The 11983-nt window shown below is 61.8% G+C and carries 14 protein-coding genes; 6 read left to right on the forward strand and 8 right to left on the reverse strand.

Features of this window, described 5'->3' with window-relative positions:
• Positions 1 to 21 precede the first annotated feature (21 nt).
• The 8 genes from LB543_RS05175 to LB543_RS05210 form a co-directional block, all read right to left on the reverse strand.
• Positions 22 to 657: an ssDNA-binding protein gene (locus LB543_RS05175; RefSeq protein ID WP_224613289.1), complete on the reverse strand. Its 636-nt coding sequence runs from the start codon at positions 655 to 657 to the stop codon at positions 22 to 24.
• Between the two features lie 15 nt (positions 658 to 672).
• Complete coding sequence (locus tag LB543_RS05180; protein ID WP_224613290.1) at positions 673 to 1932, reverse strand: DUF2800 domain-containing protein; 1260 nt, start codon at positions 1930 to 1932, stop codon at positions 673 to 675.
• A 9-nt stretch (positions 1933 to 1941) separates the two neighbouring features.
• A complete protein-coding gene (locus LB543_RS05185) occupies positions 1942 to 2838 on the reverse strand; it encodes a hypothetical protein (protein WP_224613291.1) in 897 nt (298 codons plus the stop codon).
• On the reverse strand, positions 2835 to 4193 hold the full coding sequence (locus LB543_RS05190; RefSeq protein ID WP_411908739.1) for a helicase-related protein: 1359 nt from the start codon (positions 4191 to 4193) through the stop codon (positions 2835 to 2837). Before LB543_RS05190 ends, LB543_RS05185 begins: the two co-directional genes overlap by 4 nt.
• A gap of 80 nt (positions 4194 to 4273) precedes the next feature.
• Complete coding sequence (locus LB543_RS05195; protein WP_224613293.1) at positions 4274 to 4705, reverse strand: hypothetical protein; 432 nt, start codon at positions 4703 to 4705, stop codon at positions 4274 to 4276.
• Positions 4702 to 5136 (reverse strand): RusA family crossover junction endodeoxyribonuclease, encoded by a 435-nt coding sequence (locus tag LB543_RS05200; RefSeq protein WP_224613294.1) that lies wholly within the window; start codon positions 5134 to 5136, stop codon positions 4702 to 4704. The genes LB543_RS05195 and LB543_RS05200 overlap by 4 nt, the downstream gene beginning before the upstream one ends.
• Before the next feature lie 33 nt (positions 5137 to 5169).
• On the reverse strand, positions 5170 to 5391 hold the full coding sequence (locus LB543_RS05205) for a hypothetical protein (protein WP_224613295.1): 222 nt from the start codon (positions 5389 to 5391) through the stop codon (positions 5170 to 5172).
• The gene (locus tag LB543_RS05210; RefSeq protein ID WP_224613296.1) at positions 5391 to 5621 is read right to left on the reverse strand and encodes a hypothetical protein; all 231 of its coding nucleotides are present in this window, start codon (positions 5619 to 5621) and stop codon (positions 5391 to 5393) included. The genes LB543_RS05205 and LB543_RS05210 overlap by 1 nt, the downstream gene beginning before the upstream one ends.
• Before the next feature lie 224 nt (positions 5622 to 5845).
• Here LB543_RS05210 and LB543_RS05215 point away from each other — a divergent pair, with 224 nt between their 5' ends.
• The 6 genes from LB543_RS05215 to LB543_RS05240 all read left to right on the forward strand — a co-directional run bounded on the left by LB543_RS05215 (position 5846) and on the right by LB543_RS05240 (position 11907).
• Positions 5846 to 6307 (forward strand): helix-turn-helix domain-containing protein, encoded by a 462-nt coding sequence (locus LB543_RS05215; protein WP_224613297.1) that lies wholly within the window; start codon positions 5846 to 5848, stop codon positions 6305 to 6307.
• Positions 6288 to 6584 (forward strand): helix-turn-helix domain-containing protein, encoded by a 297-nt coding sequence (locus tag LB543_RS05220; RefSeq protein WP_224613298.1) that lies wholly within the window; start codon positions 6288 to 6290, stop codon positions 6582 to 6584. The genes LB543_RS05215 and LB543_RS05220 overlap by 20 nt, the downstream gene beginning before the upstream one ends.
• Positions 6585 to 6649: 65 nt before the next feature.
• Positions 6650 to 7546, forward strand: coding sequence for a tyrosine-type recombinase/integrase (locus tag LB543_RS05225; RefSeq protein WP_224613299.1), 897 nt, complete (start codon positions 6650 to 6652; stop codon positions 7544 to 7546).
• 206 nt (positions 7547 to 7752) lie between these two features.
• Entirely contained in the window at positions 7753 to 8532 is a 780-nt protein-coding gene (locus tag LB543_RS05230; protein ID WP_224613300.1) for an SDR family oxidoreductase, read from the forward strand.
• A 175-nt stretch (positions 8533 to 8707) separates the two neighbouring features.
• Positions 8708 to 11032, forward strand: coding sequence for an NADP-dependent malic enzyme (locus LB543_RS05235; protein WP_224613301.1), 2325 nt, complete (start codon positions 8708 to 8710; stop codon positions 11030 to 11032).
• A 197-nt stretch (positions 11033 to 11229) separates the two neighbouring features.
• Positions 11230 to 11907 carry an outer membrane protein gene (locus LB543_RS05240; protein ID WP_224613302.1) on the forward strand — a complete coding sequence of 226 codons (678 nt, stop codon included), beginning with the start codon at positions 11230 to 11232 and terminating at the stop codon, positions 11905 to 11907.
• The last annotated feature ends 76 nt before the right edge of the window (positions 11908 to 11983 follow it).

Consider the following 11983-nt stretch of genomic DNA (forward strand, 5'->3'; position numbering starts at 1 on the left):
TTGATCTACAAAATCAACAACTCAGCCGAAAAGGCCGGAGGCCCCGGCGCCCTGTTGCGTCTCCTGCGGTGCATCGCCCTCGTCGGCGATCTTCTCGTGCCACTTGTTGGCGTCGATCGGGCCGCCGCCACTAAGCTGCTCGTCGTCGGCCGTCTTCTGGAAATAAGACAGATTGAACGACACGCCGTCGCCGTTGGTCGCATGGTTCCAGGCAAAGGCACTCAGGACCGCGAAGCCACGGCAGCCCGAATAGACTTCAGCTTCGGTCGCCGGGATGTTCGGGTTCTTGTAGCGGATGACCGGCGGGTGATCGGCATTCGCCCACGGGCGGATGAAGAACAGGCCGGGGCCGAAGCCGGGGTTGATCTCGCCGGATTCCTTGTTGCGGGCTCCCTTGCCATCGCCGGCCAGGAACGGCGACTTGATCAGGCCGGCCTTGGCGCGCTCCAATCCCTTGTCGCCCCACTGCGCAATGATCACCGAAGCGACTTGCTTTTCCAGAGCGGGCCGGTGCTCGTTGGCGAACACAAGCGTCGACTGGTAGGTTTCCTTGCCGCTGTCGCTCTTGCGCAGCTTGAACATGCCGAAGGCGTACAGCACGCGGCACGGCGGGGTCTTGAAGTCTTCGGATCTTGCGAATTTCTGTTTCGTCGCCACGATGGTTCTCCGTTTCTAGGGTTGAGCTTCGAAATACGTCTCGGCCTTGCTCTTGGCGGCCGGGCGGGTGGTCTTGGCGCGCGAGACGAGATTCGTTCCTGTGATCTCGCGCACCACGAAAGGCTCGATCAGAGCCTTGCGTTTCGAGCCGAGCAGCTTTTCGAGTGCTGCAGGGGAGAGCAGTTTCGGTTCGGCGAACGGGTCGACGCCGCCGGCTTTCACCGCTTCGACCATGGCCGCCGTGTCGTCGACCCACTTGCGGTTCCCGATCTTGTCGACGAGTTGATGATCGACAAAATCAACACCCTGTTCAGCCATGGAGTGCGCAAGGGCGCGAACGGCCTTCACCCAATCCTCGAGCATCGGCAGCATGTTGAGCGTGTCGTTCATCTTCTCCGGCGACATCTCGCCGGGAAGGTTCCCGATGCGCGGCTGGTCCAAGTCATCGAACCACACTTCGGCAACGGCCTGTGCCCGCTTGCGCAGCGTCGGACAATCACCTTCCCGCTTGCAGAACGTGCAGTTGCCCGGCGTCAGCCATTTTTCCGACCATTCGTCGAACAGGACGGAGTTATCCTTGGCCACCTCGAATTCGTCTTCGGCCTGCTTTGCCAGGTGCATCTTCTTCAGCAAGTCGGCGGTCCAATCGATCAGATCGGCGACGGGCAGCTTTTCCTCGCGGACAGGCTTCCCGCCAATGATGCGCGGCTGCACGATCGTCGATTGAACCTCGTCGACGTCTCGCTCCTGGTTGCCGAGCAGCGCGCCGACGGCGTAGCTGCGAAGCTGCATGTTGTTCTTCTCGGAAACGTAGCCTTGCCCGTTTTTGAGATCGACGATTTCAAGCAACTTCCACAGCCGGAAATAGAGCACCGCGTCACCGGTGCCACCAGCATCGAAAGGTGTGCCGAGCGGGCCAAGATCGAACTGTTGCTCGACGAGCAAAATCGCGTCGTCGCCAGTCTCGGCCTTGTATTCGGCCATTCTGCCGCGAACATAGTCGACGTAGGTCTGTGCGGAGATCGCCAGTTCCTCGTCAATCTCGATCTTGTGGTTTTTCGTGGCGATGACGTCGCCGAGAAAACTGATCGCGTCGGCGCCGGTTGTCAGGCATTTTTCAGCAATCGTGTGACAAGCCGTGCCGCGAGCCGCATGAATGCTCTCTTTCGGCTCCGGCACCAGGGCCTCTAGCGTCAGCGAGCCAAGACAGTTGACCCGCCGAGACGTGGCCGACGCCGACCATTTGCTGTGTGCGCGTGATGCGTGGTCGTTCAAGACGATCTCCTAGCGTTTGAACGGGTTTTTGGCGGCGGCCTCGTCGAAGGCCGCGATAGTCTTCGCGTAGCCATCGGCGGGCACCTGGGACAGCTTCACGACGCCCTCGCCGAACAGCAGCGTGAAGATTTTCGGCGCATCTTCCATCGTCTTCGGCATGGCGTTCATGTCCTTGTCCTGGCCGTCGAACTTCAGCGCGTAGCGCAGCATCGCCGCCATGACGTCTTCCTTGGTCGCGGGCTTCTCGACCGGCTTTTCCGCAGCGGCCTTGTCGGTTTCCACCGGACCCGGCGCATCGCCGGCAACGGCGTTGTCGATCTTGGCGATGGCGGCGGCCAGATCGGCTTCCGGCACGTCGATCAGCGCGCAGCCCAGCAGCGCGGGCACGCCGGCAACAGCGGCGGCCATGCCGAACTTCTTCTGGTAGCGTCCGACGGCCTGGCGCAGATCGTCATGCGTCAAACCCTTCGAATTCGCCGCGGCTTCCGCAGCCTCGTCGGCGGCGTCCTGCAGCGTTGCCGCTTCCTCGTCGGCCATCAGTTCGCGTTCCGTGGCGTCGATCCGGGCGCTCGCCAGCACATCGGCCTTGACGGCGGCGACACGCTGCGCTGCCGCCAGCTTCTCGGCTGCCTCGTCTTCGGCGATCTCGGCTTTGGTGCGACGCTTGGCACCCGGCGACGGTTGGCCGGGCGTGCGGGTCGCGGTGGCGTTTGCGCCGACTTCCGTTCCGCGATGATCGCCGTTGTTGACGGGCTCCGTGCCCAGGACGGGAATCTTGTCGGTTTCGTTGATCGACGAAATCAACACCCCGGTCCGCTCAAAACCGAGAGCGGCCATTGCGTCGGTGATCTGTGCCTTCATATCGCCCCGGTCAGGGTGCGCTTCAATGTGGATAGAAATGCTCATGATTTAAGTACCTCTCTGATAGCGCTCCATTTGCGGAGCAGGATGGATTGCAGGCTGTCGTCGATCGACCCCTCCAGCGTTGCGACGCGCACGAGCGGCTTCGTCGCCTGGGTGTGGTTGCAGACGCGCATCGCCATCTGAGCCATGTCCTTCGGGACGAAGCTGCTTTCGGCGAACACGAGATTGGAGGCCGACGACAGATCGATCGCCTCGCCGGCGGCCTGTATCTGCGCCAGGAACACGCGGCATTTCTTGTCGTGAAGGAACCGCTGTTCGTTCTCGGCGCGGCGCTTCGGCGGCGTCGAGCCGTCGATGCCGGTGACGCCATACTTCGCGAAACCGTCCATCAGCAGCGCGCCGACGTCCTTGTGCCAGTAGGCGATCACGACCTTGCCGAGCGCGCCGTCGAGTTCTTCGCTGATGGCCTCGACGACCAGCCCGGCCTTGATCTCGCCGGTCAGCCGGCGCAGCGGCCCCATGTGCATTTCGAGCGACGAGCGGTCGCCGGTGCGCGCCGCTTCCAGGATCTGCGCACCGCGCTTCTGGTCGCGAAGCTCCGGCGGCAGCGCCTTCGGGGCGATCAGCGGCATCGTCTCGTAATCCGGTTCCAGAATGCCGACGTCGCGCTGTGTGCGCTGCAGGAAGATGCCGGCGATCCGGGCGTTCAGTTCCTCGAGGTTGCGACCTTCCACGAACACGTCGATGTAGCGCGACATGAAGCCGTGGCCGATTTTCATCGGGCGCATCTTGCAATAGCGCTCAATGAACTTGCTTTGCTCGGTCACGTCGGTCGGGCCGAAGTTCGTCGTCAGCCGTTCGCGGAACAGCGCCCGCAGCATCGGGTAGGCATCGGCGGGACTGTTCGGCAGCGGCGTGCCTGACAGCGGCCACATGCGCTCCGTGGTGTTCGTGAGCGCGCTCGTCTTGTTGAGCACGGCGCCGTCGTCGATCAGCGTGCCGTAAAGGGCCTGCGTGCGCTTGGCGCTAAAGGCTTTCGCAAAATGTACCTCGTCGGGCACAACTAAATCCCACTTGCGCTTCAGGAGCTCGACACGGAGCGCGGCCTGCGAAATGCCGTTCCAGCTAACGATGGCCGACGGGATTTTCGGGTCCAGCTTCGCGCCGCCCATCATGACCTGGACGGACCGATCGTAGGCCGACCAGGCCGGGAAACCACGCTTCCACACGCCACGGCCGGATGCGGTCGTGACGACGAGAATCGTCTCGGCCATCACATAGTCGGCGGCGATGATGGTTGACCCGGTCTTGCCGACGCGAGGTAGATCCGCCAGCAGCGCGTAAGGCCGACTGGCGAGAAATTTCGCACCGCTCAACTGAGTGGGTTTTGGCGTCATGGTCGTCAAGGTGGCGCTCCGGCCGAGTCGGTTCGTCAGGTTCTGTTGATCGTCTATGGTCTACAAAATCAACAAAATGGTCAAGCAGAATTCGCGAGAGCCCGTGCCAATTCGGCTATCAAGCTGGCCGCGACGTGCTTGCGGATGGTGAACTTTTCGATCTTCCCGCCCACAGTCAGCGAGAGCAGCATTATCCCGTCAGGTGCCGGCAACGAGGCCACGGCGAGATCGATCTGCGGTGTCGTGATGATGTTCGGCTGCGGCGCGTCGAGCGGCCATTCTGGCGCGGCGTCGAAGTCGGCGCGCGTGACAGGCGACAGCGGCGCTTCGTCGGCCCACTCGGCGACGAGATCGCCGGTGTGGTCTACGGTCATGCCGATCAGCCGACCCTCTTGCGTGTAGCTGCCGGCTGCCGCGCTCTGGAAAGGGTAGTCGCGATTGTCGTGACTAATGATCGGCCCGACCCGAATGCCTTCGCGGTCAACGTAGTGTTTCCCGACTTCAAGCCTCATGAGAATGCCCCTTCGTTCTGCTTGACCGGGCGCACGACCACGACCATGCGAGGCCGCGCGCTATACCATTTGACGACACGGCCATCGACGATCTGCGCGTCGTCGGCCCACACAATGAGATTCATGGAATCCAAAATTTTGCCGAAATTGTCCCAATCGGGCTTCTTAGTCGGGCGGATTTGACCGCTCAACGCAGCGTCTTTCCACTTTTTCGGCTTGCTTTCCGGCACCGGCATGTACGTCTCGACGAGAACTTCAAGCGGGCCGTCGAGCAGCGGCCGACCGTTCATCACGATCTGCGCGGCGTGTGCCAGGCGCGCCTCGTAGTTGACCGTGCGCTCCGGCGTGTAGGCGTGTCCGGTCTTGGTGACGCGGACCCGTTCCTTCGCCATCGGAGCGCCGGCCAGTTCGACGATGATGCTGTCGGTCATCAAAATCAACACTCCAGCCGCGCGAGATCCGCGCTAACCCGTGTTTCCTGCTTTTGCGACGCCATGCTGCCGCAGCAGCGCATGACAGCGCTCGCGGATCATTGGGCTGGCGCTATAGCGCAGCATCGTATCGACCTCGTCGATCAGCAGCGCGACCTCGATGGCGTCGGCGCCCTCGCGTTCGGCGTGCCGAAGCTCCGACGCGATCTGGAAAAATGTCTTGCCTTCATTCTGATATGCACTAGCCGCCCGCATCACCCGTTTCTCCGTTTTCCAAAATACTGTGCAAGTTTGAACGGTTCTCCGCGCTCCAATTCCAGGATGCAGAGCATTACCGGCCAATATTCGCCGGGCACGCTCTGGCGCGTGAACCACTTTTCGACCGCGGAAAGTGACGGGCATTCTACACCGTAGGCACGGAACAGAACAAGAACATTCTGCGCGTTGGTGAACTGCTCGGTTAAAAATGCCTTGGTGTCGAACACCAGTTTTTCCTCGTTCTTTTTGCTTCTTGGCCGGCTTGAGTTGTCGGCTGTTTGTCGATTGTTGATTCACTATGCCGGACAATTTGTCGGCTGTCAACGACTGCTATTAGGAAATCTGTCGCTCATTTGTTGATTTGTACGCTCACGGACGGACAAATTGTCTTGACGATCAACGGATTCCAGCCTACATTACGACATACGGGATATGCACTATCCGTTAACAAATGTTAATAAATCGTGATGAAACAGAGAAACAGGAGAGCCAGATGGCTAAAGATGTTAAGCCCAGTTCGCTCGGCGGCACATTGCCCCCGAAGCCTATTACCAAAGAAGAATTTGGCCGACGCTTATACAAGCTGATGTCGGCGAAAGGCTGGCGCCAGGCCGAGCTCGCCCGCCGCGCCGGCATCGGTCGCGACAGCGTTTCCAACTATGTGGCCGGCAAGTCGTTCCCGACGGCCCTCAATCTGGAGAAGCTGGCGAAAGCGCTCGGCGCCGACGCCGACGAGATCCTGCCGAACCACGCAGCGAGCGCTATCCTGTCCGAGCGGCCCGACTTTGAAATCAAGGTCAACCAGGGCGACCCGACCCGCGCGTGGGTCAGCCTCAACCGGGAAGTGCTGTTCACGACGGCAACCAAGATCGGCGATCTGCTGGCGCTCGACAATGCTGCTAACTCAAGATGAAGTCGCCGAACGGCTTCGGTGCTCGACGTCCAAGGTGAAGCGTCTTCGCATCTCCGGGTCGCTGGCCTATATCCCCGGCCGCCCCGTGATGATCGAAGAAACCGACCTGGACGCGTATAAGGAACGTGTGAAATGTCAGGCTCTGCCCCGTACCTCAAAAAAGATGGCAAAGGAACGTGGTATGTCCACTGGACGAAAGACCGAGTTGGAAGACGTGTCAGTGCTCGCACAACGGATATTTCTCGCGCGACAAAATTCCTCGCGGCGTGGATTGTAGCGGCGGACCAGGCGCTCGGGCAGACGAGCAACGATCTGACACTGGCCGACGTGTGGGACGCCTACTTGAAGAAGCACGTCCGCGTCAAACTCGCCAGTGACAAGACGGCCTGCGACGTCTGGAAGAACCTCGAGCCGTATTTCGGCGGCCTCGCTGCCGACAAGCTCACGCAGAACGAAGTCGACGACTATGTCGCTCGACGCACGTCCGGCAAGCTCGGGCGCAAGGTGTTGCCGCAGACCGCCCGCAAGGAAATCGCCTACATCGGCGCCGCGGTGAAGTTCTGCGCCGACCCGCGGCGAAAGATCATCCCGCCAGAATTCGCCCACAAGCTGACGCTGCCGGAGCCAGGCGAGGCCCGTGACCGCTGGCTTCGCACCGACGAGATCCAGAAGCTGCTCGACGCAGCCGCGCGCCTGCGCGAAGGCCCTCGCCTGTCGCGCGGCGAGCGCTTCCTGTGGCTGGCGCTGGAGACGGCCGCTCGCGAGCAGGCCATTCTCGATCTCACATGGGACCGGGTCGATTTCGAGACGAACACGATTCGCTACGACGTCCCCGGTCGGAAGAAGACGAAGAAGCGCCGGGCAACCGTGCCGATCTCGAAAGCGTTGCTGCCGGTCCTGCAGCGGATGCACGACGAGCGCACCGACGATGGCCGTGTGCTCGACAATGGAAGCACGATGTGGGTTATCATCCAGCGCATCGCGATCGAGGCCGGCCTGGTCGCCGTTCCGAAGAAATCCGGGCGTGGCCGACCGCGCGCCACTGGCATCTCGCCGCACGTCATGCGCCACACCGCCGCCACTCACATGGTTCGTCGAGGCGTGCCGATCTACATCGTGGCGGCCATCCTGGGCAACAGCGTCAAGATGATCGCGGAGGTCTATGGGCACCACGCAAAAGAGGATCTGCAGGCTGCCGTCGACACGATTTCCGGCTCGACTTTGGCGCCAGCCGAGTGACTACCATCGGGTAGCCGCTAGTCGATTTTGTCGGTTTTCAATCAACAAATGACCTACAAAACGCCGCAACGATCCGGTCCAAAGCCTTGCACAGTAAAGAAACCGTTCAAAATCAACAATCAACAGACTAATCGGCGATCGTATGACGGTTGCGATTGGTCCAGCGCTGGCGCTAGCCTGCCGGGCAAATCAAAGGAGAAATCGTCATGGATCTCGGTATCCGCGGAAAGAAGGCCATCGTCTGCGCTTCGAGCAAGGGGCTCGGTCGTGGCTGCGCCATGGCGCTGGCCGAAGCAGGCTGCGACATCGTCGTCAATGGGCGCAATGCCGAACTGGTCGCCAAAACCGCCGCGGAGCTGCGCCAGCGCCATGGCGTGACGGTGACGGAAGTCGTCGGCGACGTTTCGAAGCCGGAGGTACAGAAGGCGTTGCTCGCCGCCTGTCCGGAACCCGACATCCTCGTCAACAACAATGGCGGGCCGCCGCTTCGCGATTTCCGCGAGCTCGATCGTGGAAAAATCCTCGAAGGTGTTACCCAGAACATGGTGACGCCAATCGAATTGGTGCAGGCGGTCATCGACGGCATGGCGACGCGCGGCTTCGGGCGCATCGTCAACATCACCTCGCTGTCGGTCTATGTCCCGATTCCCGGCCTTGACCTCTCATCGGGCGCGCGCGCCGGTCTGACATCGTTCCTTGCCGGCGTGGCGCGCACGGTGATCGAGCGCAACGTGACCATCAACAGCCTGCTGCCGGGCAAGCTCGACACCGACCGGCTGCGCGGCCCGCATGAGGCCGGTACGCCAGAGGATCCGAAGGCGTCCACGGCGCGCAAGACCCGCATCAGTGCCGACGTACCGGCCAAGCGGCTCGGCACGCCCGAGGAATTCGGCCAGATCTGCGCCTTCCTGTGCTCTGTCCACGCCGGCTATCTGACCGGACAGAACATACCCGTCGATGGCGGTCTCTACGTCAGCGCCTTTTGACCGGCGTGCCTGCGAAGGCGCGCACCTGATTTCGCATGAAACAACCATAACGACCTGATAAATATTCGATTTTGGCGTGCCGGCATTTAAAGCTGCCGGCGCGTCAATTAGCGTCGCGAAAAACCTTGGCCTCATGCTAAAAGGACTCCCGAAGCAGGTTTCGAGGAGCGGCCGCATGGAAGGCGAGAACAAGAAAACGGCACGTTCGGACCTCGACGAAGCCGCCCTCTACTTCCACAAACACCCGACGCCGGGAAAGCTCGAGATCCAGGCGACCAAGCCGCTCGGCAACCAGCGCGACCTGGCGCTCGCCTATTCGCCCGGCGTCGCCGCCCCTTGCCTCGAGATCCGCGACAATCCGGCGACTGCCGCCGACTACACGGCGCGCGCCAACCTGGTCGGCGTCGTGTCGAACGGCTCGGCCGTGCTCGGCCTCGGCAATATCGGGCCGCTGGCCTCCAAACCGGTGATGGAGGGCAAGGCGGTCCTGTTCAAGAAGTTCGCCGGCATCGACGTCTTCGACATCGAGATCGACGCGCCGGAAATAGAGCGCATGGTCGAAACGGTTGCCGCACTGGAACCGACCTTCGGCGGCATCAACCTCGAGGACATCAAGGCGCCGGAGTGTTTTGAAGTCGAAGAACGCCTCAAGGCTCGCATGAGCATACCGGTGTTCCATGACGACCAGCACGGCACCGCCATCATCGTCGCCGCCGCCGTGCTCAACGGGCTGGAATTCGCCGGCAAGACCATTTCGGACATCAAGGTCGTCACCTCCGGCGCAGGTGCCGCCGCCCTTGCCTGCCTCAACCTGCTCGTTTCGCTCGGAGTGCGCGTCGAGAACATCTGGGTCACCGACCGTTTCGGCGTCGCCTACAAGGGCCGTGTCGACGAGATGGACCGCTGGAAAGACCCTTATGTAAAGGACACCGAGGCGCGCACGCTGGCTGATGTCCTCCCGGGCGCCGATGTCTTTCTCGGCCTCTCGGCCGCCGGCGTTCTGAAGCCGGAGCTGCTGCAACACATGGCGCCGAAGCCGTTGATCCTGGCGCTGGCCAATCCCAATCCGGAGATCATGCCGGAAGTGGCGCGCGCGGCTCGTCCTGATGCCATGATCTGCACCGGCCGCTCCGATTTTCCCAATCAGGTCAACAACGTCCTTTGCTTCCCTTACATCTTCCGTGGCGCGCTCGACTGCGGCGCCAGCGCCATCAATGAGGAGATGAAGATGGCGGCGGTGCGGGCGATTGCCGCCCTTGCCCGCGAAGAACCTTCCGATGTCGCTGCGCGCGCCTATTCGGGCGAGACACCGATCTTCGGACCCGAATTCCTGATCCCCTCGCCCTTCGACCCGCGCCTCATCCTGCGCATCGCGCCGGCCGTCGCCAGGGCAGCCTGCGAGACCGGTGTGGCGACGCGGCCGATCACCGACTTCGCCGCCTATATCGACAAGCTCAACCGCTTCGTCTTCCGCTCCGGCCTGGTGATGAAGCCGGTGTTCTCCTCCGCCAAGGCTTCCAGTGCCAAACGCGTCATCTACGCCGACGGCGAGGACGAGCGTGTCCTGCGTGCCGCCCAGGTTGTGCTTGAGGAAGGCATCGCCGAGCCGATCCTGATCGGCCGTCCGCATGTCATCGAGGTCAGGCTGAAGCGTTATGGCTTGCGCATCAAGCCTGGTGTCGACTTCGGCCTGATCAACCCGGAGGACGATCCGCGCTACCGCCACTATGTCGATCTTCTGATCGAACTCGCCGGCCGCCGCGGCGTGACGACGGAGGCCGCGCGTACCATGGTGCGCACCGACAACACGGTGATCGCGGCGCTGGCGCTGAAGCGCGGCGATGCCGACGCCATGGTCTGCGGCCTCGAAGGCCGTTTCGAGCGGCATCTGCGCAACGTGACGCTGATCATCGGGCCGCGCACCGGCATCAAGGATCGGGACCTGTCGACGCTTTCCATGCTGATCTCGCAACGCGGCATCATTTTCCTCACCGATACCCACGTCTCCGTCGACCCGACGGCCGACGAAATCGCCGAGATGACCGTGCTGGCGGCGGAAGAAATCCAGCGCTTCGGGATCGAGCCGAAGGCAGCACTGCTGTCACATTCGGATTTCGGCTCGCGCGATTCGCCGAGCGCTCTGAAGATGCGTCAGGCCGCGGCCATTCTGGCGCGAATCGCGCCGGAGCTGCAGTGCGACGGCGAAATGCATGCCGATTCCGCTTTGTCGGAGCATCTGCGCCAGCGCGTCTATCCGCATTCGCGTCTGAAGGGCGAAGCCAATCTCCTGGTGTTCCCGAACCTCGATTCGGCCAACATCACGCTGACGGCGCTGCGAGCCATGATGGATGCCCTGCATGTCGGCCCCATCCTTCTCGGCACCGACAAGCCGGCCCACATATTGACGCCCTCGGTAACCTCGCGCGGCGTCGTCAACATGACGGCGCTGGCAGTGGTCGAAGCCGCACACAAGGCGCAGGCCATCGCCAATCTGGAGTGAACCGGCTCTCGCGACCGGATTGGTCCAGCCCCAGTTGATCAAGGCTAGGTAGCGACGCGCCGCGGACCGCGTTGGCCGGATCGAGTGTTGCGAACCAACAACTCTTAACCGTGAAGTCCGGCATCGAACGAATGCGGATTTCACGGAAAGGAGCAATTTGATATGGTCACGCCGTCTGATTAGGCGGTGAGAGTGTCATGAGAGCCCTGTTGCTCGCTTCGGCAATGCTGACTGTGACTGGCGTAGAGGCGTTCGCCGCCGACGCCATCGGGTTGGAGCCGGCCGTGCATGACTGGTCCGGCGTCTATGTCGGCGGGCATCTTGGCTATGGTTTTGGCGGCACCGACGCGACCTACAACCTGCCAAACACGCCAACGATTCGGGGCACGCAGGATTACGACATCGACGGCTTTCTGGGCGGTGTCCAGATCGGCTACAATTACCAGGTCAACTCCGCGGTTCTGGGGATCGAGGCCGATATTTCGGGCGCCGATATCAAGGGACATTCCGACGAGGTCAATGTAGGCGGAGGCGATGTCTACGACACCAAGGTGGATTGGTTCGGAACGATCCGCGCCAGGGCGGGCTATGCGTTCGACAGCACCCTTGTTTACGGGACCGGCGGCCTTGCTTTCGGAGGTGTCGAGACCCAATATCTCGATGGGCCCGCCAACAGCTATTCCGAAAAGAACACCAAGGTTGGCTGGACGATTGGCGCGGGGCTGGAGCAGGCAATCACCGATCATTGGTCGGCAAATGCCGAATATCGATATGTCGATCTGCGGGACCAGACCATCAACTACGGACCCAACTCCAATACGACCTTCGACAACACGTTCAGTACCGTCAGGATCGGGATGAACTACAAGTTCTGACGGCCCGCCCGGCCATTGCCGGGACTGATGGGCGCCATCCAATGCGCGCCGCTTCTCAGCCGGCGACAAGGCGACT

The sequence above is a fragment of the Mesorhizobium sp. ESP7-2 genome (genome assembly GCF_020164715.1).
GTDB lineage: Bacteria > Pseudomonadota > Alphaproteobacteria > Rhizobiales > Rhizobiaceae > Mesorhizobium.